General features: G+C 52.4%; 22 protein-coding genes. 15 read left to right on the top strand and 7 right to left on the bottom strand.

From position 1 onward, the window contains the following. Positions 1 to 103 precede the first annotated feature (103 nt). Together yhdP and tldD are read left to right on the top strand one after the other, a co-directional pair. Positions 104 to 3919: an AsmA2 domain-containing protein YhdP gene (gene yhdP, locus G4551_RS21460; protein ID WP_003839893.1), complete on the top strand. Its 3816-nt coding sequence runs from the start codon at positions 104 to 106 to the stop codon at positions 3917 to 3919. A gap of 161 nt (positions 3920 to 4080) precedes the next feature. After that, positions 4081 to 5526 (top strand): metalloprotease TldD, encoded by a 1446-nt coding sequence (gene tldD, locus G4551_RS21455; protein WP_003025183.1) that lies wholly within the window; start codon positions 4081 to 4083, stop codon positions 5524 to 5526. A gap of 86 nt (positions 5527 to 5612) precedes the next feature. On the opposite strand, the gene aaeR is transcribed toward tldD, so the two are convergent. After that, on the bottom strand, positions 5613 to 6542 hold the full coding sequence (aaeR, locus tag G4551_RS21450; RefSeq protein ID WP_003839896.1) for an HTH-type transcriptional activator AaeR: 930 nt from the start codon (positions 6540 to 6542) through the stop codon (positions 5613 to 5615). A gap of 184 nt (positions 6543 to 6726) precedes the next feature. Here aaeR and aaeX point away from each other — a divergent pair, with 184 nt between their 5' ends. From aaeX to G4551_RS21430, 4 genes are all read left to right on the top strand, one after another. Next, positions 6727 to 6930 (top strand): p-hydroxybenzoic acid efflux pump operon protein AaeX, encoded by a 204-nt coding sequence (gene aaeX / locus G4551_RS21445; RefSeq protein ID WP_003025177.1) that lies wholly within the window; start codon positions 6727 to 6729, stop codon positions 6928 to 6930. Between the two features lie 7 nt (positions 6931 to 6937). After that, positions 6938 to 7870: a p-hydroxybenzoic acid efflux pump subunit AaeA gene (gene aaeA, locus G4551_RS21440; protein WP_003025174.1), complete on the top strand. Its 933-nt coding sequence runs from the start codon at positions 6938 to 6940 to the stop codon at positions 7868 to 7870. Between the two features lie 5 nt (positions 7871 to 7875). Beyond that, a complete protein-coding gene (gene aaeB / locus G4551_RS21435) occupies positions 7876 to 9843 on the top strand; it encodes a p-hydroxybenzoic acid efflux pump subunit AaeB (RefSeq protein WP_003839898.1) in 1968 nt (655 codons plus the stop codon). A 119-nt stretch (positions 9844 to 9962) separates the two neighbouring features. Beyond that, entirely contained in the window at positions 9963 to 10241 is a 279-nt protein-coding gene (locus G4551_RS21430) for a barstar family protein (RefSeq protein ID WP_003025168.1), read from the top strand. Between the two features lie 57 nt (positions 10242 to 10298). Here the strand turns inward: G4551_RS21430 and yhcN are convergent, their stop codons facing one another. After that, positions 10299 to 10565 (bottom strand): peroxide/acid stress response protein YhcN, encoded by a 267-nt coding sequence (gene yhcN / locus G4551_RS21425; RefSeq protein WP_003025165.1) that lies wholly within the window; start codon positions 10563 to 10565, stop codon positions 10299 to 10301. A 377-nt stretch (positions 10566 to 10942) separates the two neighbouring features. Beyond that, positions 10943 to 11413 (bottom strand): transcriptional regulator ArgR, encoded by a 471-nt coding sequence (argR, locus tag G4551_RS21420; RefSeq protein WP_003025162.1) that lies wholly within the window; start codon positions 11411 to 11413, stop codon positions 10943 to 10945. A 436-nt stretch (positions 11414 to 11849) separates the two neighbouring features. On the opposite strand from argR, the gene mdh reads away from it, so the two are divergent. Next, positions 11850 to 12785 (top strand): malate dehydrogenase, encoded by a 936-nt coding sequence (gene mdh / locus G4551_RS21415; protein WP_003025158.1) that lies wholly within the window; start codon positions 11850 to 11852, stop codon positions 12783 to 12785. 56 nt (positions 12786 to 12841) lie between these two features. Here the strand turns inward: mdh and degS are convergent, their stop codons facing one another. The 3 genes from degS to zapG form a co-directional block, all read right to left on the bottom strand. Then, a complete protein-coding gene (gene degS / locus G4551_RS21410; RefSeq protein ID WP_003025154.1) occupies positions 12842 to 13909 on the bottom strand; it encodes an outer membrane-stress sensor serine endopeptidase DegS in 1068 nt (355 codons plus the stop codon). 89 nt (positions 13910 to 13998) lie between these two features. Continuing rightward, positions 13999 to 15366: a serine endoprotease DegQ gene (gene degQ / locus G4551_RS21405; RefSeq protein WP_003025151.1), complete on the bottom strand. Its 1368-nt coding sequence runs from the start codon at positions 15364 to 15366 to the stop codon at positions 13999 to 14001. Between the two features lie 168 nt (positions 15367 to 15534). Continuing rightward, positions 15535 to 15933, bottom strand: coding sequence for a Z-ring associated protein ZapG (gene zapG, locus G4551_RS21400; protein WP_003025147.1), 399 nt, complete (start codon positions 15931 to 15933; stop codon positions 15535 to 15537). A 192-nt stretch (positions 15934 to 16125) separates the two neighbouring features. Here zapG and zapE point away from each other — a divergent pair, with 192 nt between their 5' ends. From zapE to sspB, 5 genes are all read left to right on the top strand, one after another. Beyond that, positions 16126 to 17253, top strand: coding sequence for a cell division protein ZapE (gene zapE / locus G4551_RS21395; protein WP_003839902.1), 1128 nt, complete (start codon positions 16126 to 16128; stop codon positions 17251 to 17253). Positions 17254 to 17471: 218 nt separating this feature from the next. Further along, positions 17472 to 17900 carry a 50S ribosomal protein L13 gene (rplM, locus tag G4551_RS21390; protein WP_003025141.1) on the top strand — a complete coding sequence of 143 codons (429 nt, stop codon included), beginning with the start codon at positions 17472 to 17474 and terminating at the stop codon, positions 17898 to 17900. Positions 17901 to 17915: 15 nt separating this feature from the next. Next, a complete protein-coding gene (rpsI, locus tag G4551_RS21385; protein ID WP_003025138.1) occupies positions 17916 to 18308 on the top strand; it encodes a 30S ribosomal protein S9 in 393 nt (130 codons plus the stop codon). Between the two features lie 316 nt (positions 18309 to 18624). After that, entirely contained in the window at positions 18625 to 19263 is a 639-nt protein-coding gene (gene sspA, locus G4551_RS21380; RefSeq protein WP_003025132.1) for a stringent starvation protein SspA, read from the top strand. A gap of 5 nt (positions 19264 to 19268) precedes the next feature. After that, positions 19269 to 19772, top strand: a complete 504-nt coding sequence (gene sspB / locus G4551_RS21375) for a ClpXP protease specificity-enhancing factor (protein ID WP_003025130.1) — start codon at positions 19269 to 19271, stop codon at positions 19770 to 19772. Positions 19773 to 19828: 56 nt separating this feature from the next. On the opposite strand, the gene dcuC is transcribed toward sspB, so the two are convergent. Continuing rightward, complete coding sequence (dcuC, locus tag G4551_RS21370) at positions 19829 to 21196, bottom strand: anaerobic C4-dicarboxylate transporter DcuC (RefSeq protein WP_003839905.1); 1368 nt, start codon at positions 21194 to 21196, stop codon at positions 19829 to 19831. Between the two features lie 360 nt (positions 21197 to 21556). Between dcuC and nanR the strand changes: the two genes are divergently transcribed. From nanR to G4551_RS21355, 3 genes are all read left to right on the top strand, one after another. Further along, positions 21557 to 22348 carry a transcriptional regulator NanR gene (gene nanR, locus G4551_RS21365; RefSeq protein ID WP_003839907.1) on the top strand — a complete coding sequence of 264 codons (792 nt, stop codon included), beginning with the start codon at positions 21557 to 21559 and terminating at the stop codon, positions 22346 to 22348. Positions 22349 to 22607: 259 nt separating this feature from the next. After that, positions 22608 to 23501, top strand: coding sequence for an N-acetylneuraminate lyase (gene nanA / locus G4551_RS21360; RefSeq protein ID WP_003839909.1), 894 nt, complete (start codon positions 22608 to 22610; stop codon positions 23499 to 23501). A 110-nt stretch (positions 23502 to 23611) separates the two neighbouring features. Next, a complete protein-coding gene (locus G4551_RS21355) occupies positions 23612 to 25102 on the top strand; it encodes an MFS transporter (RefSeq protein WP_003839911.1) in 1491 nt (496 codons plus the stop codon). Positions 25103 to 25184: the final 82 nt, after the last annotated feature.

Genomic DNA, 25184 nt, shown 5'->3' with positions numbered 1-25184 from the left:
GTGGCACCCGCGCATGTAGGCCGGATAAGGCGCAAGCGCCGTCATCCGGCAATATTCACTCAAGGGGTGTGAGTCATATTTTTTGGTAGACAAGGAGAGGTGCGTGAGGCGATTGCCGGGGATATTACTGCTCACTGGAGCCGCATTCGTTGTCATCGCAGCGCTGCTGGTCAGTGGACTGCGCCTTGCGTTACCTCATCTTGATAGCTGGCGTCCAGCCATTCTTGGCAAGATTGAATCCGCTACAGGTCTACCTGTTTCCGCCAGTCAGCTTTCTGCCAGCTGGCAAAATTTCGGTCCTACGCTTGAAGCGCGTAATATCCAAGCGCAGCTAAAAGATGGGGGAGAATTTTCGGTAAAACGCGTCACGCTGGCGCTGGATGTCTGGCAAAGTTTGCTGCACATGCGTTGGCAGTTTCGCGATCTCACCTTTTGGCAACTGCAGTTGCGCACCAATACTCCTATCCAGCGTAGTGAAGGCGGAGATGGAATTGAAACCGACCATCTCAGCAATCTCTTCCTGCGTCAGTTTGATCATTTCGATCTACGCGACAGTCATATCAGCTTTATAACCCTCTCAGGCCAACGTGCTGAACTGGCGATCCCACAGCTTACCTGGCTGAACAATAAAAATCGGCATCGCGCCGAGGGTCAGGTCAGCCTCTCCAGCCTGACCGGACAGCACGGCGTTATGCAGGTGAGGATGGATCTGCGCGACGATAATGGGCTATTGAATAATGGTCGGGTCTGGTTGCAGGCAGACGACATTGACGTCAAACCGTGGTTGGGCAAATGGATGCAGGATAATGTCGCGCTACAAACCGCGCGTTTTAGTCTGGAAGCATGGATGACGATCAGCAAAGGCGTCGTTTCTGGTGGCGATGTCTGGCTGAAAAAAGGTGGAGCAAGTTGGCTGGGTGAAAATCGTACGCACACGCTCTCCGTCGATAATCTGACGGCGCACATCAGCCGTGAAGAGGCGGGCTGGCAATTCTCTATTCCCGATACTCGTATTACCATGGATGATAAACCCTGGCCGAGCGGCGCATTAACGCTGGCCTGGATCCCTGAGCAGGAAGTCGGTGGTGAGAATAACAAGCGCAGCGACGAGCTTCGCATTCGTGCCAGCAATCTGGATCTGGCCGGATTAGAAGGTCTGCGCCCGATGGCGTCCCGGTTATCGCCTGCGCTGGGTGATATTTGGCGCGCCACGCAGCCGAGCGGCAAAATAGATGTGCTGGCGCTGGATATCCCGTTACAGGCGACAGAAAAAACCCGCATCCTGTCATCGTGGACCAATCTGGCCTGGAAACAGTGGAAGTTGTTACCGGGGGCTGAGCATTTCTCCGGTACGCTTGCGGGCAGTGTTGAAAATGGGGCGCTCACCGCCTCCATGAAGCAAGCCAAAATGCCGTATGAAACTGTCTTCCGCGCGCCGCTGGAAATAGAGAACGGCGTGGCGACGCTAAGCTGGCTGAAAAATGATAAAGGTTTTCAGTTAGATGGGCGCAACATCGATGTTAAAGCGAAAGCGGTACGCGCGCGCGGTGGTTTTCGCTATCTGCAGCCCACTGGAGATGAACCGTGGTTAGGCATTCTGGCTGGCATTAGCACCGACGACGGCTCTCAGGCCTGGCGCTATTTCCCGGAAAACTTGATGGGCAAAGAGCTGGTTGACTACCTCAGCGGCGCTATTCAGGGCGGCGAAGCGGATAACGCCACGCTGGTGTATGGCGGTAACCCGCATCTGTTCCCGTATCTGCACAACGAAGGGCAATTTCAGGTTCTGGTGCCGCTACGTAAGGCGAAATTTGCTTTCCAGCCCGACTGGCCTGCGCTAACCGATCTCAATATTGAACTGAACTTCATTAACGATGGTCTGTGGATGAAGACGGATAGCGTCAATTTAGGCGGCGTGAAGGCCAGTAACCTGACGGCTAATATTCCCGACTATGCTAAAGAAAAACTGCTGATTGATGCCGATATCAACGGGCCGGGCAAGGCGGTCGGACCTTATTTTGATGAGACGCCGTTGAAGGACTCCCTCGGCGCTACGCTTGAGCAGTTGCAGATTGACGGCGATGTGAATGCTCGCTTACATCTGGATATTCCGCTAGACGGCTCGCTGGTTACCGCCAAAGGCGATGTCAACCTGCGTAATAACAGCCTGTTTATTAAACCGCTCGACAGCACGCTGAAGAATTTGAATGGTAAATTCAGCTTTATCAACGGCGATCTGAAGAGCGAGCCGATGACGGCGAACTGGTTTAATCAGCCGCTGAACGTCGACTTCTCCACCACCGAAGGGGCGAAAGCCTATCAGGTAGCCGTGAACCTGCAAGGCGACTGGCAGCCAACCCGCATGGGGATTTTACCAGCGCAGGTCAACGATGCCTTAAGCGGCAGCATGGCGTGGAATGGCAAGGTGGGTATCGATCTTCCGTATCATGCCGGACCGACCTACGACATTGAGCTTAAAGGCGACCTGAAGAATGTAAGTAGTCACTTACCTGCTCCGCTGAATAAGGCAGCCGGTGAGGCGTTACCGGTGAACGTTAAGGCCAACGGCAATCTGCGCAGTTTTGAACTGACCGGCAACGCGGGCAGTAAGAACCACTTTAACAGCCGCTGGCTGCTGAATCAGAAACTGACGCTTGACCGCGCAATCTGGACGTCGGAAAGCCGCACCGTGCCCGCGTTACCCGATCAGCAAGGCATTGAGCTTAACCTTCCCCCTATGGATGGCGCGCAATGGCTGGCGTTGTTCCAGAAAGGCGCAGCAGATAACGTTGGCACCAACGCCAACTTCCCGCAGCGCATCACGGTGCGTACGCCATCGTTATCCCTGGGCGGTCAGCAGTGGAATAACTTGAGTATCGTGTCTGAGCCTGCGAGCAATGGCTCCATCGTGCAGGCGCAGGGACGTGAAATTAATGCCACGCTGGCTATGCGCAATAATGCGCCGTGGCTGGCCAATATTAAGTATCTTTATTACAACCCCAGCGCGGCGAAAGCGTCGCCGACGAAAGCACCACTGAATAGTACTCCAGCCTCGCCGTTTTCCGCCGTGGACAACGTCAGCTTCCGCGGCTGGCCGGATGTTCAGTTACGCTGTGCCGAGTGCTGGATGTGGGGACAGAAATATGGGCGTATTGATGCCGATGTGGCGATTAAAGGCGACACGCTAACGCTGAGTAACGGTCTGTTGGATACAGGCTTTGCCAGACTGACCACCGATGGTGTGTGGGTGAACGCGCCGGGCAAAGAACGAACGTCACTGAAGGGTAAACTGAGCGGCAGTAAAATTGACTCCGCTGCCAGTTTCTTTGGCGTATCGACCCCGATTCGTAACTCTTCGTTCAACGTGGAGTATGACCTGCACTGGCGTAACCCGCCATGGGATCCAGATGAAGCTTCGCTGAATGGGATTTTGCGTACCCGGTTGGGCAAAGGTGAGCTTACTGAACTCAGCACTGGACATGCGGGGCAACTCTTGCGACTGCTGAGCTTTGATGCGTTGCTGCGTAAACTGCGTTTTGATTTTAGCGATACTTTCAGCGAAGGTTTCTATTTCGACTCGATTCGCAGCACGGCCTGGATCAAAGATGGCGTGATGCATACCGATGACACGCTGGTGGACGGTCTGGAGGCAGACATTGCGATGAAAGGCTCGGTGAACCTGGTACGCCGGGAGCTGGATATGGAAGCCATTGTCGCGCCGGAAATTTCTGCCACCGTAGGCGTTGCCGCTGCGTTTGCTGTCAATCCGATTGTCGGCGCGGCGGTGTTTGCTGCCAGTAAGGTTCTGGGACCATTGTGGAGCAAAGTGTCGATTCTGCGCTATCGCATCACCGGTCCGGTCGATAAGCCGCAGATTAACGAAGTTCTGCGTCAGCCGCGCAAAGAAAGCCAGCAATAATTTGACGGGGGCGAGTAATTGCCCCAATCTCAACATAGATCCTCTACCGCAGTCCGTAGGCCGGATAAGGCGTTCACGCCGCCATCCGGCATTGAAGTGCCTGATGGCGACGCTGGCGCGTTTTATCAGGCCTACAACAGTAACTAATGAGTAGCAAAACGATGAGTCTGAACCTGGTAAGTGAACAATTGCTAGCGGCAAATGGCCTGAAACATCAGGATCTGTTTGCCATCCTGGGCCAACTGGCCGAACGCCGTCTTGATTACGGCGATCTCTATTTTCAGTCGAGCTATCACGAATCCTGGGTTTTAGAAGACCGCATCATTAAAGATGGTTCTTACAATATCGATCAGGGCGTTGGCGTGCGCGCCATCAGCGGCGAAAAAACAGGGTTTGCCTATGCAGACCAGATTAGCCTGCTGGCGCTGGAGCAGAGTGCTCATGCTGCCCGTACTATCGTGCGTGACAGCGGTGACGGCAAAGTAAAAACGCTGGGAGCTGTGGAGCATCAGGCGCTTTACACCTCGGTTGATCCCCTGCAGAGCATGAGCCGCGAAGAGAAACTGGATATTCTGCGCCGCGTAGACAGCGTGGCGCGTGCCGCCGACAAGCGCGTCCAGGAAGTAACCGCCAGCCTGACCGGTGTTTATGAACTGATCCTGGTAGCAGCGACCGACGGTACGCTGGCCGCTGACGTTCGCCCGCTGGTACGCCTGTCCGTAAGCGTACAGGTGGAAGAGGACGGTAAGCGCGAGCGCGGCGCCAGCGGTGGCGGCGGTCGTTTTGGCTATGACTATTTCCTGGGCGACCTTGATGGTGAAGTTCGTGCTGACGCATGGGCGAAAGAAGCCGTACGCATGGCGTTGGTTAATCTCTCTGCGGTAGCTGCGCCTGCTGGTACGCTGCCAGTAGTACTCGGCGCTGGCTGGCCTGGCGTTCTGCTGCATGAAGCGGTCGGTCATGGTCTGGAAGGCGACTTTAACCGCCGTGGTACCTCGGTATTCAGCGGTCACATGGGGGAGCTGGTAGCGTCAGAACTGTGCACCGTGGTGGATGACGGCACAATGGCGGACCGTCGTGGCTCTGTGGCTATTGATGATGAAGGCACACCGGGTCAGTACAACGTGCTGATCGAAAACGGTATTCTGAAAGGCTACATGCAGGACAAACTGAATGCGCGCCTGATGGGCGTTGCGCCAACGGGTAACGGTCGCCGCGAATCTTACGCGCACCTGCCGATGCCACGTATGACCAACACCTATATGCTGCCGGGGAAATCTACGCCGCAGGAAATCATCGAATCCGTTGAATACGGTATTTATGCGCCTAACTTCGGCGGCGGCCAGGTGGATATCACCTCCGGGAAATTTGTGTTCTCTACGTCTGAAGCATATCTGATTGAAAACGGTAAAGTCACCAAACCGGTGAAAGGCGCGACGCTGATTGGGTCTGGTATCGAAGCGATGCAGCAGATTTCGATGGTGGGTAACGACCTGAAACTGGATAACGGGGTTGGCGTGTGCGGTAAAGAAGGGCAGAGCCTGCCGGTGGGCGTGGGCCAGCCGACGCTGAAGGTGGATAACCTGACCGTGGGTGGCACCGCATAACATCATGATGTATGCCCGATAAGCACCAGTGCCATCGGGCATCTTTCCGGATGCGGCGTCAATGCCTTATCCGGCCTACACTTTTTTTATTTCTCTTTTCCCCGACCGTACATTCCCTGAAACAGCTGCGCTACATCGACAAAATAGTCTGTCAGATAGTTAATCACCACCTGCACCTTGAGCGGCAATTTGTCTTTTTCGGTATACAGCGCATAGACCGGACGCGGATCCGACTGGTAGCGGGGAAGCAGAATCTCCACTTCGCCACGATTGATCTCATTGATCACCCACATCAGCGGTACATAGGCAATGCCCGCGCCTGCGGCCAGCCAGCGCACCAATGTCATCGGATCGTTAGTCACAAAACGACCCTCTGGGATCAGGCGGGTGGAAATTCCTTCCGGAGCGATAAGCTCGAATTCATTATCCGGGCGCACGCTGTATTCCAGCCACGAGTGGTTGCTGAGATCGGCAGGTTTCTCCGGGGTGCCAAACTGTGCGAGATAGCTTTTCGCCGCGCAGACCACCATCGGCATAGCCCCCAAACGGCGTGAAAACAGGCTGGAGTCCTGCAACGCGCCGACGCGGATAACCACGTCCAGACCATCAGCGATTAAATCCGGGGCCGGGATGCCGGTCACCAGATTTACCGTCAATCCCGGATACTCTTTCAGCATCGTGGCGGTTAATCCGGCGAGGACATTTTGTGCCATAGTTGAAGAACAGCCAATGCGCAGAGTGCCGATGGGCGTGTTGTTAAAGGCATAGAGTTGCTCGTGAACATCCTGCGCTTCGTGCAGCATTCTCCGGCAGCCCTGATAATATATTTTACCGGCTTCAGTTAGCCCAATGCTACGCGTGCTGCGGTTTAGCAGCTTGACCTGTAGCTCATCTTCCAGTTTTGAGACCGTCTGGCTTATCGATGAAACGCTCATTTGTAGCTGTCTTGCGGCGGCAGTGAAGGAGCCCATTTCGACAACTTTGGCGAACACCGACATACGTTTTAATCGTTCCATTGTTCACTCTGGCTTAAAAGTGATTTAGATCACATAATATAGATAACAGCATAACAGTTACGTTAATATATTATTATTCAAATAACGGCTATGTCGCTCTCGCCTGGCTCATCCTTGCCCTTCTCTGCGGTGACATACGCTAGAAAATCTATCATCTGCACTCTCTTACGTTACCAAGGTCAACATGAGTCTGTTTCCCGTTATCGTGGTGTTTGGTCTGTCCTTCCCACCGATTTTTTTCGAATTACTTTTGTCACTGGCGATTTTCTGGCTGGTGCGTCGGGTGCTTGTTCCGACTGGCATCTATGATTTTGTCTGGCATCCGGCTCTGTTTAACACCGCGCTGTATTGCTGTCTGTTCTATTTAATAACGCGCCTGTTCGTTTGAGGTTGAAGTGAAAACACTAACAAGAAAACTCTCCCGCACGGCCATTACCGTGATACTGGTCATTCTGGCCTTCATCGCTATTTTTCGCGCATGGGTGTTCTACACCGAGTCGCCGTGGACGCGTGATGCGCGTTTCAGCGCCGATGTCGTCGCGATTGCGCCGGATGTTGCGGGCCTTATTACCAACGTTAACATCCATGATAACCAACTGGTGAAAAAGGATCAGATCCTGTTCACTATCGACCAGCCACGCTATAAGAAAGCCCTCGAGCAGGCCGAAGCTGACGTGGCCTATTATCAGGTACTGGCGCAGGAAAAACGCCAGGAGGCCGGTCGTCGTAACCGACTGGGCGTGCAGGCTATGTCTCGTGAAGAGATTGACCAATCAAACAACGTCCTGCAAACCGTATTACACCAGCTTGCGAAGGCACAAGCGACCCGCGACCTGGCGAAATTAGATCTGGAACGTACCGTTATTCGCGCGCCAGCAGACGGCTGGGTGACTAACCTGAACGTCTATAGCGGCGAATTTATCACGCGCGGTTCCACGGCGGTGGCGTTGGTCAAACAGCATTCTTTCTATGTGCTGGCGTATATGGAAGAAACCAAACTGGAAGGCGTCCGCCCTGGGTATCGCGCTGAAATCACCCCGCTTGGCAGTAATAATGTGCTGAAGGGCACGGTTGATAGTGTGGCGGCTGGCGTAACGAATGCCAGCAGCACGCGGGACGCCAAGGGTATGGCGACCATTGATTCCAATCTTGAATGGGTGCGTCTGGCGCAGCGTGTGCCGGTGCGAATTCGTCTTGATGAGCAGCAGGGAACCTTGTGGCCTGCCGGGACGACTGCGACCGTCGTCATTACCGGCAAGCAGGATCGCGATGCCAGTCAGGAATCTTTCTTCCGTAAAATGGCGCACCGCCTGCGCGAGTTTGGTTAATCGCGATGAGTATTTTCTCCATTGCCAACCAGCATATCCGCTTTGCGGTAAAACTGGCCTGCGCGATTGTACTGGCGCTGTTCGTTGGCTTTCACTTCCAGCTTGAGACCCCGCGCTGGGCGGTGCTGACCGCGGCCATTGTGGCGGCAGGTCCAGCCTTTGCCGCTGGCGGAGAACCTTATTCAGGTGCTATCCGCTATCGAGGCATGTTGCGTATTGTCGGGACATTTATCGGCTGTATTGCCGCCCTGATCATTATCATCAGCATGATCCGCGCCCCGCTATTGATGATCCTGGTGTGTTGTATCTGGGCCGGTTTTTGTACCTGGATCTCGTCGTTAGTGAAGATCGAAAACTCTTATGCCTGGGGGCTTTCAGGCTATACGGCGCTGATCATCGTCATTACTATCCAGGCTGAACCGCTGCTGACGCCGCAATTTGCGCTCGAACGCTGTAGTGAAATTGTGATGGGTATTGTCTGTGCCATTGTTGCCGACCTGCTCTTTTCGCCCCGTTCGGTGAAACAGGAGATTGATGTCGAACTGGATAGCCTGCTGGTGGCGCAATATCAGCTTATGCAGCTGTGCATTAAGCATGGCGACAGTGAAGAAGTAGACAAAGCCTGGGGAGATTTAGTCCGGCGTACGGCGGCGCTGGAAGGGATGCGTAGTAACCTGAATATGGAGTCCTCGCGCTGGGTGCGGGCTAACCGCAGACTCAAGGCATTGAATACGCTGTCGCTTACGCTTATCACACAATCCTGCGAAACCTATCTTATTCAGAATACCCGACCAGAACTGATCACCGATACCTTCCGCGAGTTGTTCGATACGCCGGTTGAAACGGTACAGGATGTCCATAAACAGCTGAAGCGGATGCGTCGGGTGATTGCATGGACCGGTGAACGTGACACACCTGTCACAATTTACACCTGGGCCGGGGCGGCAACGCGCTATCTGTTACTTAAACGTGGAGTTGTCAGCAACACCAAAATTAGCGCAATCGAAGAAGAGATCCTGCAAGGTGAACCGGTGGTGAAAGTGGAATCTGCCGAGCGTCACCATGCGATGGTTAACTTTTGGCGCACCACGCTTTCTTGTGTGCTGGGAACCTTATTCTGGCTGTGGACCGGCTGGACATCCGGCAGCGGCGCAATGGTGATGATTGCGGTCGTCACCTCGCTGGCAATGCGTTTGCCCAACCCGCGCATGGTGGCGATAGACTTTATCTACGGTACGTTGGCGGCGTTACCGCTCGGGGCACTCTATTTCTTGGTGATTATCCCTAATACGCAGCAAAGCATGTTGTTGCTGTGCCTGAGCCTGGCAGTGCTGGGATTCTTTCTGGGGATTGAAGTACAGAAACGACGGCTGGGTTCGATGGGGGCGCTGGCCAGCACCATTAATATCATCGTGCTGGATAACCCGATGACCTTCCACTTTAGCCAGTTCCTTGACAGTGCACTGGGGCAGATTGTTGGCTGCATGTTGGCGTTTATCGTCATTCTGCTGGTGCGTGATAACTCTCGTGACAGAACGGGTCGTGTGTTGCTCAACCAGTTTGTCTCGGCGGCGGTTTCAGCGATGACCACCAACGTGGTACGTCGTAAAGAAAACCACCTCCCGGCGCTTTATCAGCAGCTGTTTTTGCTGATGAACAAATTTCCGGGCGACCTGGCGAAGTTTCGCCTGGCGCTGACAATGATCATCGCACACCAGCGCCTGCGCGATGCGCCGGTGCCGGTAAACGAAGATCTCTCCGCATTCCACCGCCAGCTTCGCCGCACTGCCGATCGCGTGATTTCCGCAGGAAATGACGACAAGCGTCGACGCTATTTTAGCCAGTTGCTGGAAGAGCTTGAGATCTATCAGGAGAAATTAATCATCTGGCAAGCACCACCACAGGTGACCGAGCCGGTAAAACGACTCAGTGGGATGTTGCACAAATACCAGCATGCGCTGGTCAGTAATTAAGAGTTGAAAACCGACGCTAAAAGCGTCGGTTTTTTTATGGCTATACTTACCTGAAAATGCGAGAGACCCCTACATATTGGCGGTCTGTAGAGTGGCTGGCGTCGGGATGGTGGCTATAGATGAATATCTATACATTTGATTTTGACGAGATAGAAGACCAGGGTGATTTCTATCGTGAGTTTACGCGCACGTTCGGTCTCGCCAGGGAGAAGGTGGTTGATTTAGATTCTCTGTGGGAGGTGGTTATCGGGGAAGTTTTACCGTTGCCGCTGGAGATTGAATTTGTCCATTTACCGGACAAGCTGCGCAGGCGATACGGCGCGCTGATTTTACTGTTCGATGAAGCGGAAGAAGAGCTGGAAGGGCAGTTGCGTTTTAACGTTCGTCACTCAATGTAAGACATAAAAAAGCCCCCGGCAGGCGGGGGCAAGTCGTCGGACTTAGACGACGAGGGTTTATTTGTACAGTTCTGCAGTAGCGTGCCAGTGAGCACCTTCACGGAGTTCGGTGACGCGATAGCTGCTGGCGCCTGCTTTTTCAGCCTTAGCGGCGATGGCCTGACGCATGTCCATTGGTGAACTACCGATCTGAGATACGGAGATGCTACCCATAGATTGCAGATTCTGTGCTTCTTGTGAGTTCACCTGAGTAACCGCGGCGCTTGCACCGAAGGAGAGAACAGAAAGAAGGCTTAAGGTTGCAATAGTAGTTTTGATTTTCATGATATTTACCTCGTCGAATTCTTTTATAGGGGTCTGCGTTTCGTGACCCTCATCACAAAATCAAGTATACACTAATAACCTGATAAATTAATACCACGCTAATTGTTTCTGTGGGTATTAAGTGTTAAGAAAAATATTTTTTATAACCAAATGGAATTAAAAAGAGCGTTTCGAACATTTTAAAAGAAATAAATTAAATAAAATCAATTGGATATGGTTTTTTTGCAAAATGTGCGTTTTTAAGCCTTCATATTCACTATGTGAATGGTTTTTGACGGTTAAACGCACCATTTGTTAAATGCATAGCAGTTAAAAATAGACGGAAGGGGGTAGAAAGAGAGTGTTTTCCCCCGCCGCGAGGCGACGGGGAGGCGGTATTACAGTTCTTGTTCGAACAGTTCCAGAATGGCTTCGTAGAGATCTTTTACCGTAAAACCCTTAGCTGGGGTGGTGAAGATGGTATCGTCACCGGCAATCGTACCCAGGATACCTTCCGCTTTCCCCAATGAGTCCAGCAGACGTGCAATCAACTGAGCAGCGCCAGGACTAGTATGAATAACCACGACCGCATCGTTATAGTCGATATCCAGCACCAGATTTTTCAGCGGACTGGAGGTTGTAGGCACGCCCAGTTCCGCCGGAAGGCAGTACACCATTTCCATTTTCGCATTGCGGGTACGCACGGCGCCAAATTTGGTCAGCATGCGTGAAACCTTGGACTGATTGATATTATCAAAGCCCTGATCCTGCAATGCGAGGACGATTTCGCCTTGAGAGCTGAACTTTTCTTCTTTAAGCAGCGCTTTAAACGCCTTTACTAATTCTTCTTGTTTTGCCGAGCTTCGCATAAGTCACCCGTAATATGGCGGTAGAAACAACATTATTGTGCATACAGATGAATTTTTATGCAAACAGTCTGCCTTGTTCAAGGCTGAAATAATGTTATGAAAGAGCGGAATTTTATCAAATTTCGTTATCAAGAAACATGCCTGTGTCACGGCTCGCAAATAAGGTTAAAAGTAAATTAAATGTTATCAAATTGATGTTGTTTTGAGAGGTGGGTAGGGTATATTGTCAGCACCTGTTGGAAAGTTGCTCTACTGTGCGGGTGGTTTTGAATTACGTAACTTAGGTTTTATTTTACGTAAGTTAAATGCATAAAAGCCAAATTTGCGTGACTACGCATTCTTGACGCGTGGTTGTTGTATTCGTTGGATTTGTGAATTAAGGTCGCCGCCGCGGAGCAATAGACACTTTGCTTATCAATATAATAAGGAGTTTAGGATGAAAGTTGCAGTCCTCGGCGCTGCTGGTGGTATCGGTCAGGCGCTAGCATTACTGTTAAAAACCCAACTGCCTTCAGGTTCAGAACTCTCCCTGTACGACATCGCTCCAGTAACGCCTGGTGTGGCCGTTGATTTGAGCCATATCCCTACTGCTGTGAAAATCAAAGGCTTCAGTGGCGAAGACGCTACCCCTGCACTGGAAGGTGCTGATGTAGTACTGATCTCCGCGGGCGTCGCACGTAAACCGGGTATGGATCGTTCCGACCTGTTCAACGTTAACGCCGGTATCGTGAAGAATCTGGTGCAGCAGGTTGCTAAAACCTGTCCGAAAGCATGTATCGGTATCATCACCAACCCGGTGAACACGACCGTTGCTATCGCTGCAGAAGTCCTGAAAAAAGCAGGCGTATACGATAAGAACAAACTGTTTGGCGTGACCACGCTGGACATCATCCGCTCCAACACCTTTGTTGCGGAACTGAAAGGCAAGCAGCCTGGCGACGTTGAAGTCCCGGTTATTGGCGGCCACTCTGGCGTGACCATTCTGCCGCTGCTGTCACAAATTCCTGGCGTAAGCTTCACCGAGCAAGAAGCAGCTGACCTGACCAAACGTATCCAGAATGCGGGTACTGAAGTTGTGGAAGCTAAAGCCGGTGGCGGATCTGCAACCCTGTCTATGGGTCAGGCCGCAGCACGTTTCGGACTGTCACTGGTTCGCGCACTGAGCGGCGAAAAAGGTGTGGTTGAATGTGCTTACGTTGAAGGCGATGGTCAGTATGCTCGCTTCTTCTCTCAGCCGCTGCTGCTGGGCAAAAACGGCGTAGAAGAGCGTCAGTCTATCGGCAAGCTGAGCGCGTTTGAACAAGCTGCGCTGGAAGGTATGCTGGATACGCTGAAGAAAGATATCACTCTGGGCGAAGAGTTCGTTAAGTAACGAACTGCCCAAAAGTAAAAAACCGGAGCACTTGCTCCGGTTTTTTTATATCCGTATTAGTTGGTCGCCGGATATTCCTGAATCGTGACCTGCAGCGTCAACTGCTTGTCATCGCGCATCACGACCACGGAGATAACTGAACCTGGTCGAATCTCTGCCACCTGGTCCATCGTTTCCAGTGCAGATACCGCCGGTTTGTTATTGACCGAGATAATCAGATCGTTAACCTGAATACCTGCCTGCGCTGCCGGACCGTCCGGGGCTACTTCGTTAACCACAATCCCCTGAATTTGATCCATCCCGCCGCCCTGGGCGTGCAGTGGCGCAATTTCTCGGCCGCTGATGCCGATATAGCCGCGAATCACGCGCCCGTCACGAATCAGCTTATCCATGATTTTGGTTGCCAGTTGAAAAGGAATAGCAAAGCCGATCCCTTCCGGGGTTTCGCCATCGTTGCTCTTATCAAATGACAGGGTGTTAATACCCATCAACTCGCCCAGCGAGTTGACCAGCGCGCCGCCGGAGTTACCGTGGTTGATGGAGGCATCGGTTTGCAGGAAGTTTTGCCGCCCCGTCGGGTTCAGGCCAATACGACCGGTGGCACTGATAATCCCCTGAGTGATGGTTTGCCCGAGGTTGTACGGGTTCCCGATGGCGAGAACCACATCGCCGATGTGCGGTACGCGTTTGTTATTAATTGGAATTGTCGGCAGTCCACCAGTGGCGTTGATTTTCAGCACCGCAAGGTCGGTTAACGTATCAGACCCCACAAGCAGCGCTTCAAATACGCGACCGTCCTGCAATGCGACGATGATTTGGTCGGCATCGTTAATGACGTGCTTATTGGTAATGATGTAGCCGCGCTGATCCATGATAACGCCTGAGCCGAGCGTGCGGATCTCAAGCTGGTTATGCGCTGTGCTGTTCATACTGCGGTTATAAACGTTAACGACGGCAGGTGCTGCACGGCGAACCGCCGGGTTATAGCTGGCGGGCGTTTCATCTGCACTGTCGAACTGCGGTGCGGTAAGCGTATTAATTTTGCGCAGCGAGGGCATCGCGGCCAGCAGAATAGCGCCGACGATTAAACCAATCGCGACCGAACGTAAAAGCTTCACAAACATGATGGCGGCGTCATTAATAAAGGGAACGGCTGCAGCATATCACGAGTTTACCGGACATCACACGAGGGGCTGATGTCCGGTTGCATGCGTTAACGCAGGAGCAGGTAAATACTCTCGTTACCGCGCACCACCTGCAGGGCAATGATCGACGGTTTCGCTTCCAGCACTTTACGCATTTCAGCGATCGAGTTTACGCGATCGCGGTTAACGCCAATAATAACGTCATCTTTATGCAGTCCGGCCTGTGCGGCAGGGCTGCTTTTTTCAACGTTATCAATTCTGATGCCTTTGGTACCGTCTTTTAACTGACCGTCGCTGAGCGTGGCCCCTTGCAACGCAGGCGCAATCATCTCTGCGCTGGCGGACGATGATGTGCTGGTATCGAGGGTGACTTCAACCTCCAGCGGTTTACCGTTACGTAGCAGGCCCAGTTTGACTTTGGTCCCTGGTTCGGTTGTCGCAATACGTGAACGAAGTTCGGCGAAGCTGTTAAGCGGTTTACCGTTGAGACTGGTAATGACGTCACCTGATTTCACCCCCGCTTTTGCGGAGCCGGAGTTAGGCAGAACCTCACTGACAAACGCGCCACGCTGTACGTCCAGTTTGAACGCTTTGGCGATATCGGAAGTCATCTCGGTGCCTTTGATGCCCAACAGACCGCGTTTGATTTCACCAAACTGCATCAGCTGCTGTGCCAGCGTGCGCGCCATGTTGCTCGGGATTGCAAAACCAATACCGATGCTGCCGCCACCGGGGGCCAGAATCGCGGTGTTAATACCGATCAGCTCACCGTTGAGGTTAAGCAATGCGCCGCCGGAGTTACCGCGGTTGATAGAGGCGTCAGTCTGAATAAAGTTTTCCAGACCTTCCAGGTTCAACCCACTGCGACCCAAAGCCGATACAATCCCGGAGGTGGCTGTTTGACCCAAACCGAACGGGTTACCCACAGCCACCGCGAAATCACCCACGCGGAGTTTATCAGAGTCAGCAATGGCAATTTGCGTCAGGTTGCTGGGGTGTTGAATTTGTAGCAGTGCGATATCGCTCTGATCGTCGCTGCCAATAAGCTTTGCGTCGAATTCACGACCATCATTAAGCTGAACGCTGATTTTTTGCGCCTGATTAATAACGTGATTATTGGTCAGGACGTAGCCTTTGGCGGCATCAATAATGACACCTGAACCCAGTCCTTCAAAAGGTTGGGAAGGTTGATCGGGAAGTTCATCACCAAAAAACTTTTTGAACTCTTCCGGGACTTTCTGCCCCTGAGTGGCGGTGCCTTCGACCCTTACACTCACCACGGCTGGCAACACTTTCTCCAGCATCGGGGCGAGGCTGGGGAGCGCAGCCTGACCGGGAACCTGGCCGGGAATCGACGCGACGGCCGGGAATGGCGCCGAGAGAGTTAACCCGACACTTAACGCTAATGCACTCAACAGCTGGGTTTGTTTTTTCATGGATCCTGCTCTCGTACCTTGAGTAAACGGAAGATGATTCAAAACAGTTTGATGTTATTGAATTTTCGGTTTGGTCACAATGAGGCTAACGACTAAATAATAGCTGGGACGGGAAGAGAAGCGGAGGGCGCAATTGCTGCGCCCAATAAATTTCTTAACGATGTGCGGTTAGTCGCGCTTTGCGCCACTACGCAGCAGGCCAGATGCCCCTTCAGAATAGTCACGTGGCATCTGAACCGGCGCCTGATCGTTGCCTGCTTCAGACTCTGCCAGACGATTACGGAACGGGTTGTTTTCCGGCGACATACCCGGCAGCAGGTTGCTGGAGCTTTTCGCCATATGCTGGTAAATCTGACGATAATCGTCCGCCATGTTATCCAGCAATTCAGCGCTGCGGGCAAAGTGGCTCACCAGTTCTTCACGGTACTCTTCCAGCTCAGCTTTATTTTTTTCCAGTTCGTACTGCAATGCCTGCTGTTGGCGTAATTTCCGATTACCAAAACGCATGGCTACAGCACCAATAATGATACCGACGACTAACCCAATTAGCGCATATTCCCAGGTCATGAACATCTCCCGTTGTCTTGTGTTTCCGTAGGGTGTTGGCTTTAGGCTCCATGCCTGCGCCTGATTATGCCACTATAACCGCTAATCCCGTAGAAGTGGAATCCCGTGTTTATATCACGTAATGTAGAACGGCCTTTTTTTCGTCAACCGTGAGCGACGGCACATCGATTCTCAAGGAATAACAATAACATCATGCAAAGCCTTTCCCCGACATCGCGTTACCAGCAAGCCCTCAACGACGGCAGTCATCAGCCCGACAATGTACAACAAGAAGCCGTGAATCGACTGGAAACAATTTTCCAGGCGCTTACGACGCCAGCGCGACCTGCGCCGCAGGAGAGCGGACTGATGGCGCGTTTTGGCAAATTGCTGGGCAAGCGTGAGTCGCCGATCAACACACCGGTGCGTGGTTTATATATGTGGGGCGGAGTTGGGCGCGGAAAAACCTGGCTGATGGATCTGTTCTACCATAGTCTGCCGGGCGAACGTAAACAGCGTTTGCACTTTCACCGTTTTATGCTGCGTGTGCATGAAGAGCTTACTGCCTTACAGGGGCAGAGCGATCCGCTGGAAATCATCGCCGATCGCTTTAAGGCAGAAACGGACGTGCTGTGCTTTGACGAATTTTTTGTTTCTGATATTACCGACGCCATGCTACTCGGCGGCCTGATGAAGGCACTGTTTGCCCGTGGCATTACGCTGGTGGCGACCTCCAATATTCCGCCAGACGAGCTGTATCGCAACGGTTTACAACGCGCGCGTTTTCTTCCTGCCATTGATGCTATCAAACAGCATTGCGACATCATGAATGTTGATGCTGGCGTCGATTATCGTCTGCGCACCTTAACGCAGGCGCATTTGTGGCTGTCGCCACTGAATGAGGAAACCCGCCAACAGATGGATAAACTCTGGCTGGCATTAGCGGGAACCAAAGGTGAACATGCGCCGACGCTGGAGATCAATCATCGTCCGATGCAGACGCTGGCCGTCGAAAACCAAACGCTGGCGGTGTCATTTACCACGCTCTGTGTCGATGCGCGTAGCCAGCATGACTACATTGCGCTGTCGCGTTTGTTTCACACGGTACTGTTGTCTGATGTGCCGGTCATGACCCCGCTGATGGAGAGTGAAGCGCGGCGCTTTATCGCATTGGTGGATGAGTTCTACGAACGCCACGTCAAGCTGGTGGTCAGCGCGGCATCGCCACTCTATGAAATTTATCAGGGCGAGCGTCTGAAGTTTGAATTTCAGCGCTGTTTGTCGCGTTTGCAGGAGATGCAAAGCGAAGAGTATCTGAAGCGGGAACATTTAGCCGGTTAAACCTGCCGCAAATCACATAAAGGGGTCGATCTTTGACCCTGACTTCTCTATAATCTTGCGACCCCACGTTACGAGAGAGTTTTTTTCCCAAAACTTTCTATGCGCCGGCATAGGCTATTCGAAGGGGTAGGTTTGCTGGACAATGTCGTGTGAACCTCAACTGACAAAACGTTTGGGTGTTCACCAACGTGTAACTTATTTATTTGGGTAAGCTTTTAATGAAAACTTTTACAGCTAAACCAGAAACCGTAAAACGCGACTGGTATGTTGTTGACGCGACCGGTAAAACTCTGGGCCGTCTGGCTTCCGAACTGGCTCTGCGCCTGCGCGGTAAGCACAAAGCGGAATACACTCCGCACGTAGATACCGGTGATTACATCATCGTTCTGAACGCTGACAAAGTTGCTGTAACCGGCAACAAGCGTACTGACAAAGTGTACTATCACCACACCGGCCACATCGGTGGTATCAAACAAGCGACCTTTGAAGAGATGATTGCTCGCCGTCCTGAGCGTGTGCTTGAAATCGCGGTTAAAGGCATGCTGCCAAAAGGCCCGCTGGGTCGTGCTATGTTCCGTAAACTGAAAGTTTACGCTGGCAACGAGCACAACCACGCGGCACAGCAACCGCAAGTTCTTGACATCTAATCGGGATTATAGGCAATGGCTGAAAATCAATACTACGGCACTGGTCGCCGCAAAAGTTCCGCAGCTCGCGTTTTCATCAAACCGGGCAGTGGTAAAATCGTAATCAACCAACGTTCTCTGGAACAGTACTTCGGTCGTGAAACTGCCCGCATGGTAGTTCGTCAGCCGCTGGAACTGGTCGACATGGTTGAGAAACTGGATCTGTACATCACTGTTAAAGGTGGTGGTATCTCTGGTCAGGCTGGTGCGATCCGTCACGGTATCACCCGCGCTCTGATGGAGTACGACGAGTCCCTGCGTGGCGAACTGCGTAAAGCTGGCTTCGTTACCCGTGATGCTCGTCAGGTTGAACGTAAGAAAGTCGGTCTGCGTAAAGCACGTCGTCGTCCTCAGTTCTCCAAACGTTAATTGTACTCTGCTTCGGCAGACGACAATTTGCGAAAAAACCCGCTTTGGCGGGTTTTTTTATCGTTATTTCTCGCCTCAGATCCACGGTAATCCGCTGATTGCCACCTCTTTTTCCCCATTTCAAGAATCGACTCACCACAAAGGTCACAAAATCTGGTAAACTATCATCCAATTTTCTGCCCAAATGTCCGGTATCGTTCATTTTTTGTTTGTATTTTGAACAGCAATGACTTTCCCGAGTCTGGGTGACATCACTTCTGGCTGGCCACTGAGTGGCTGGTAGCAGTAAAAATTCTGAATATACCTGGAGGTTTTCATGGCTGTCGCTGCCAACAAACGTTCGGTAATGACGCTGTTTTCTGGTCCTACTGACATCTATAGCCATCAGGTCCGCATTGTGCTGGCTGAGAAAGGTGTTAGTTTCGAGATTGAGCACGTGGAGAAGGACAATCCACCTCAGGATCTGATCGACCTCAACCCGAATCAGAGCGTACCGACACTGGTGGATCGTGAGCTGACCCTGTGGGAATCTCGCATCATTATGGAATACCTGGATGAGCGCTTCCCGCATCCGCCGCTGATGCCGGTTTACCCGGTTGCGCGTGGTGAAAGCCGCCTGTACATGCAGCGTATTGAAAAAGACTGGTACACGCTGATGAATGTCATCGTGAACGGTTCTGCATCTGAAGCCGAAGTCGCGCGTAAGCGTCTGCGCGAAGAACTGCTGGCAATTGCGCCAGTATTTGGCCAGAAACCTTACTTCCTGAGCGATGAGTTCAGCCTGGTAGACTGCTACCTGGCGCCGCTGCTGTGGCGTTTACCGCAGCTGGGTATTGAATTCAACGGTGCAGGTTCGAAAGAACTGAAAGGGTACATGACTCGCGTCTTCGAACGTGACTCTTTCCTGGCTTCTCTGACTGAGCCTGAACGTGAAATGCGTCTGGGCCGGGGTTAACCTGTATGGATTTGCCACAGCTAACACCACGCCGTCCGTATCTGCTGCGCGCATTCTATGAGTGGTTGCTAGACAACCAGCTCACGCCGCATCTGGTGGTGGATGTGACGCTCCAGGACGTGCAGGTTCCAATGGAATATGCGCGTGACGGGCAAATTGTTCTGAATATTGCACCGCGTGCGGTGGGCAACCTGGAACTGGCTAACGATGAAGTGCGCTTTAACGCGCGCTTCGGTGGTGTGCCGCGTCAGGTGTCTGTGCCGTTGGCTGCTGTTCTGGCAATTTATGCACGTGAAAATGGCGCTGGTACGATGTTCGAACCGGAAGCCGCCTACGATGAAGATGTCGCCAGCTTAAATGATGACGACAACGACGCGTCTGGTTTTGAGAGTGAAACAGTCATGTCGGTCATTGATGGCGATAAGCCTGACAATGGCGACGACAACGATCCTGATGACACTCCGCCGCCACCTCGCGGTGGGCGTCCGGCGCTGCGCGTAGTGAAATAAATAGTGAAATAAAAAAACAGGCCCTTTCGGGCCTGTTCTGTTTTCTGGCTTCGGGATCAGTAAAACAGCGCGATGGTGGCTACCATATTCACCACAAATCCTACTGCCATCGGGATTGCTGTACGTTTTACTACTTCAAAGGGCGATACGCCGGCAATACCTGATGTCACGACAATTACAGCGGTTATGGGTGACACCGCGCGGGCAAGCGTAGTGGCAAAATGCATCGGCATAATCATCACTACTGCAGGAATATGCAGCCCGGCGGCAATATCCGGAATGAGGCTGGCAAAAGACATAAACGGTGCGTTGCCTGACCCCATGACAATCGCACAGGCGGCGATGACCACCGCCATGATGATCATCACGCCGATGCCGCCAAGACCGGAATGCTCTGCGCCTTTTATTACGGCGTCGACAGTCCCGATAGTCGTCAACCCTTTCGCAAAGATTTCACCGGCGACCACCAGCGTGACAACGTTGGCAAACTGCGTCCCCATGCCGTCAAAAAAAGCCTGCACATCATCCATCGTTTCGCGCAGATTATGTTTATGCAGGAATTCAACAAACATAGTCAGCGTCATGCTCATCAACATCACCACCACCAGATTCAACTCTGCTTTCATTAGTCCCATTTGCGCAAGGGCAAGCGAGCCCAGCATCAGGATCAGCGGCATGACGGGTAGAATGGCGTAATAGAGCGGAGGTACGTTTTCCAGCATCTTTTGTTCAGCAAATCCGTTGCTTTCCGGTGCGGCTTTTTTATCAAACTGACGCTGAACGAAAAAATGCGCAATGGCGACGGCGACAATGACACACGATGCGACGGGCAACTGATATTGAAAGAAATAAGTGGCGATTTTCATACCCGCGACCTGCGCGGCAAAAATAGAATTGGTTTCCAGAATGCCCCATTCAATCGACATCGAAGTGGCAATGACCGCAACAGCGGATAAACGGCTCACGCCAAGACTGACCAGCGTTGGGAACAGCGTCACCATCAGCAACATACCTAACCCGGATGCGCTGGTAATGAACTGCGCCATGATCTGACCAATAACATAGGTGGCGGCAAGCACAACATAGGGTGAGCGGATTAGCTTGAGCGGGCGGCTTAACAGGCTAACCATCGCTCTGCTGGCTCCCATTCTATCCATATAGCGGGCATAACCACCCACTGCCATGATTGATAACCCCAGTCCGGCTGCGCGGTTGGAGAGCATACGCAAAATTTCGTTGTAAATATCGACCAGTAGATAGCCACTGCTCTTATCGTCAGCGACCAACACGCCGTAGCCCAGCCAGACGCCGCAGATCATCAGGAAGATCCCGGCGGCGGCCAGCACGACCTGCGGTTTGTAGTTTTTGAGGATCAGGTAACCCATCGTTAATAAAACGATGACAGAGATAATGATGCCGAACATTGTTTCACTCCATGCCAGAGAAGAAGATAAATCCGGTAATAACGCTGTTATCCCAACGGATGTTATATTTTTCTGGGCATTTTTTATGGAGTGAATATCTTATTTTTAATTCAAGGGTTTAATTATTTATCGTTATAAAATAGATGGTTATGATAAATTATCACGTTAATGTTCATAAATTTCATGAAGATGATATAACACTATTAAATTAAAAATAGGCGGAAGATACTCGCTTAAAATAATATTGCTGTTACGTATATTATCAATAAGCCAGCGGGGGCGGATCGACCATCATTTCACCCTGCTTTCGATCCTGTGTTAGGATAAACCCGCTGTTGTTTGTCACCATGACTTAGCTGAATGGACCCTATGAACGCATTTGATTCGCAAGCTGAAGACTCTCCATCCACCATTGGCCGTAGCTTACGCAATCGCCCGCTGGCGCGTAAAAAACTGTCTGAAATGGTTGAGGAAGAACTGGAGCAGATGATTCGTCGTCGGGAATTTGGCGAGGGCGAACAGTTGCCGTCTGAGCGGGAGCTGATGGCCTTCTTTAACGTGGGCCGTCCTTCTGTACGAGAAGCGCTGGCCGCGTTAAAACGCAAAGGTCTGGTACAAATCAACAACGGCGAGCGCGCCCGCGTTTCGCGTCCTTCAGCTGATACCATCATCAGCGAGCTGTCTGGTATGGCGAAAGATTTCCTCGCACATCCCGGCGGCATTGCCCACTTCGAGCAGTTGCGACTGTTCTTTGAATCAAGCCTGGTTCGATACGCCGCCGAACATGCGACAGATGAGCAAATCGCCAGGCTGGCGAAAGCGTTGGAGATCAACAGCCAGTCGCTCGATGACAATACGTTGTTCATCCGTTCGGACGTTGATTTTCACCGCGTACTGGCGGAGATCCCGGGCAATCCCATCTTTATGGCGATCCATGTTGCGCTGTTAGACTGGTTAATTGCTGCCCGTCCGGCCGTTGCCGATCAAGAATTGTATGAGCACAATAACGTGAGTTATCAGCAGCATATCGCTATTGTCGATGCGATTCGTCAGCGCGATCCTGAAGAAGCAGACCGCGCACTGCAAGAACATCTCAATAGCGTTTCCGCAACCTGGCACGCCTTCAGCAAAAGTAAAAAATTGCGTAAGTAATCGCGATCCTGACGATCTTTTAAACCCAAAATCATTCAAGTTGCATCAAGGCGGCAAGAGAGCGAGTCCCCTGGAGCATAGATAACTATGTGACAGGGGTGAGCGAACGCAGCCAACGCAGAGGCGGCTCGAAGGATGAAGTGTTTAGTGAGGTAGATCGCACTATAAGCGTTCTCTATTGTATTGCTGCTTATTTGATCTGGTATAACAGGTATAAAGGTATGCAGTCAGATAACACTAATCATCGTCAGAGGTCGTTATGGCAAGAAATTTAAAAGGCGTAATGCCAGCGTTATTAACTCCATTCGATAACCAACAGAAACTGGACATCGAGAGCCTGCGCCGTCTGGTGCGTTTCAACATTGGGCAGGGGATCGATGGGCTCTACGTTGGTGGCTCAACGGGTGAGGCTTTTGTCCAGAACCGCGCTGAAAGAGAGCAGGTTCTGGAAATTGTTGCTGAAGAAGCAAAAGGCAAGGTGACGCTGATCGCCCATGTTGGCACGGTGAGCACCGAAGAGAGCCAACAGCTGGCGAGCGCTGCGCATCGCTACGGATTTGATGCGGTTTCGGCCGTCACGCCGTTTTACTATCCGTTCAGCTTTGAAGAGCACTGCGATCACTACCGCGCAATTATTGATTCCGCCGATGGCTTACCGATGGTGGTCTATAACATCCCGGCACTGAGCGGCGTAAAACTGACGCTGGATCAGATCAACACGCTGGTGACGTTGCCGGGCGTTGGCGCACTGAAGCAAACTTCGGGCGATCTCTATCAGATGGAACAGATCCGCCGCGCTCATCCCGATCTGGTGCTTTATAACGGTTATGACGAGATCTTCGCTTCTGGACTGCTAGCAGGCGCAGATGGAGGTATCGGTAGCACTTACAACATCATGGGATGGCGTTATCAGGGAATTGTGAAAGCGCTCAAAGAAGGCGACATCCGCACGGCGCAAAAGCTGCAAACCGAGTGCAATAAGGTTATCGATCTGCTTATTAAGGTTGGCGTGTTCCGCGGCCTGAAAACAGTACTGCACTATATGGATGTGGTTTCTATTCCACTGTGCCGTAAACCCTTTGCTCCGGTAGATGAACGCTATCTGCCGGAACTGAAAGCGCTGGCAAACCAACTGCTGGCGGAAAAGGCGTAATCGCGGGTCGCCGGGGGCGCTTCGCTTGCCCGGCCTGGATTTTTCGACCGTAAGCCGGGTAAGGCAAAGCCACCACCCGGCACAACAACAAAGATCGTCGGGAGAGTAAAATGAGTACTTCTACCCAGAGCATCCCGTGGTATCGCCATCTCAATCGGGCACAATGGCGGGCATTTTCCGCCGCCTGGCTGGGATATTTGCTTGATGGTTTCGATTTTGTGTTAATCGCCCTGGTGCTGACAGAAGTGCAGGGCGAATTCGGACTGACGACGGTGCAGGCCGCCAGCCTGATCTCGGCCGCCTTTATCTCCCGTTGGTTTGGCGGGTTAATGCTGGGGGCAATGGGCGACCGTTACGGACGCCGCCTGGCAATGGTCACCAGCATCATTCTGTTCTCCGTGGGGACGCTGGCCTGCGGCTTCGCGCCGGGCTACACCACCATGTTTATCGCCCGCCTGGTTATTGGTATGGGAATGGCGGGTGAGTACGGCTCCAGTGCAACCTATGTTATTGAAAGTTGGCCTAAACACCTGCGAAATAAAGCCAGTGGCTTCCTGATTTCCGGTTTCTCTGTTGGCGCGGTGATCGCCGCGCAGGTCTACAGCCTGGTGGTTCCGGTCTGGGGGTGGCGTGCGCTGTTCTTCATCGGCATCCTGCCAATTATCTTCGCCCTGTGGCTGCGTAAAAATATTCCGGAAGCGGAAGACTGGAAAGAGAAACACGAAGGCAAAGCGCCAGTGCGCACGATGGTGGATATTCTCTACCGGGGCGAGCATCGGGTAATTAATATTCTGATGACGATCGCCGCTGCAACCGCGCTGTGGTTCTGCTTTGCTGGCGACCTGCAAAATGCGGCTATCGTGGGGGTCCTCGGCCTGATATGTGCGTTTATTTTCATTAGCTTTATGGTGCAAAGCAGCGGGAAGCGCTGGCCGACGGGCGTCATGCTGATGGTGGTCGTACTATTCGCCTTCCTGTACTCGTGGCCGATTCAGGCACTGTTGCCAACCTATCTGAAAACCGAACTGCTGTACGATCCTTCCACTGTGGCCAGAGTGCTCTTCTTTAGCGGTTTTGGCGCGGCGGTCGGTTGTTGCGTCGGCGGTTTTCTTGGCGACTGGCTGGGCACGCGCAAGGCCTATGTCTGCAGTCTGCTGGCCTCGCAGTTGCTGATTATTCCGGTATTTGCGATTGGCGGCTCAAACGTCTGGGTGCTGGGTTTGCTGCTGTTTTTCCAGCAAATGCTCGGCCAGGGGATCTCCGGGATCTTACCAAAACTGATTGGCGGCTATTTCGATACCGACCAGCGTGCGGCGGGCCTGGGCTTCACCTATAACGTGGGCGCACTGGGTGGGGCTCTGGCACCGATCATCGGCGCGCTGATTGCCCAACGTCTGGATCTGGGCACGGCGCTGGGATCGCTCTCTTTCGGTCTGACATTTGTGGTGATCCTGCTGATTGGTCTCGATATGCCGTCCCGCGTACAGCGCTGGCTGCGTCCTGAAGCGTTGCGTACGCATGATGCCATTGATGGTCGACCGTTTAGCGGGGCTGTGCCGTTCGGCGGTGACAAAAGCACCATGGTGAAATCCAAAAGTTAATCCCATTGCCCGGTGTTGAACCGGGCTATTAGCGTAAGGGAAGAAGTATGTCGTTACTTGAGCAACGGGATAAAAAGCGTAT

Origin of the sequence: Citrobacter freundii ATCC 8090 = MTCC 1658 = NBRC 12681 (assembly GCF_011064845.1) — a bacterium.
Classification (GTDB): Bacteria; Pseudomonadota; Gammaproteobacteria; order Enterobacterales; family Enterobacteriaceae; genus Citrobacter; species Citrobacter freundii.
This window is presented reverse-complemented; position numbering and strand designations above follow the sequence as displayed.

Coding starts and splice junctions, on each gene's coding strand:
- mdh (WP_003025158.1), top strand. CDS start 11,850: ATGAAAGTTGCAGTCCTCGGCGCTGCTGGTGGTATCGGTCAGGCGCTA.
- zapE (WP_003839902.1), top strand. CDS start 16,126: ATGCAAAGCCTTTCCCCGACATCGCGTTACCAGCAAGCCCTCAACGAC.
- nanR (WP_003839907.1), top strand. CDS start 21,557: ATGGACCCTATGAACGCATTTGATTCGCAAGCTGAAGACTCTCCATCC.
- degQ (WP_003025151.1), bottom strand. CDS start 15,366: ATGAAAAAACAAACCCAGCTGTTGAGTGCATTAGCGTTAAGTGTCGGG.
- yhcN (WP_003025165.1), bottom strand. CDS start 10,565: ATGAAAATCAAAACTACTATTGCAACCTTAAGCCTTCTTTCTGTTCTC.
- G4551_RS21430 (WP_003025168.1), top strand. CDS start 9,963: ATGAATATCTATACATTTGATTTTGACGAGATAGAAGACCAGGGTGAT.
- zapG (WP_003025147.1), bottom strand. CDS start 15,933: ATGACCTGGGAATATGCGCTAATTGGGTTAGTCGTCGGTATCATTATT.
- rpsI (WP_003025138.1), top strand. CDS start 17,916: ATGGCTGAAAATCAATACTACGGCACTGGTCGCCGCAAAAGTTCCGCA.
- aaeX (WP_003025177.1), top strand. CDS start 6,727: ATGAGTCTGTTTCCCGTTATCGTGGTGTTTGGTCTGTCCTTCCCACCG.
- argR (WP_003025162.1), bottom strand. CDS start 11,413: ATGCGAAGCTCGGCAAAACAAGAAGAATTAGTAAAGGCGTTTAAAGCG.
- aaeR (WP_003839896.1), bottom strand. CDS start 6,542: ATGGAACGATTAAAACGTATGTCGGTGTTCGCCAAAGTTGTCGAAATG.
- G4551_RS21355 (WP_003839911.1), top strand. CDS start 23,612: ATGAGTACTTCTACCCAGAGCATCCCGTGGTATCGCCATCTCAATCGG.
- dcuC (WP_003839905.1), bottom strand. CDS start 21,196: ATGTTCGGCATCATTATCTCTGTCATCGTTTTATTAACGATGGGTTAC.
- degS (WP_003025154.1), bottom strand. CDS start 13,909: ATGTTTGTGAAGCTTTTACGTTCGGTCGCGATTGGTTTAATCGTCGGC.
- sspB (WP_003025130.1), top strand. CDS start 19,269: ATGGATTTGCCACAGCTAACACCACGCCGTCCGTATCTGCTGCGCGCA.
- aaeB (WP_003839898.1), top strand. CDS start 7,876: ATGAGTATTTTCTCCATTGCCAACCAGCATATCCGCTTTGCGGTAAAA.
- sspA (WP_003025132.1), top strand. CDS start 18,625: ATGGCTGTCGCTGCCAACAAACGTTCGGTAATGACGCTGTTTTCTGGT.
- nanA (WP_003839909.1), top strand. CDS start 22,608: ATGGCAAGAAATTTAAAAGGCGTAATGCCAGCGTTATTAACTCCATTC.
- rplM (WP_003025141.1), top strand. CDS start 17,472: ATGAAAACTTTTACAGCTAAACCAGAAACCGTAAAACGCGACTGGTAT.
- tldD (WP_003025183.1), top strand. CDS start 4,081: ATGAGTCTGAACCTGGTAAGTGAACAATTGCTAGCGGCAAATGGCCTG.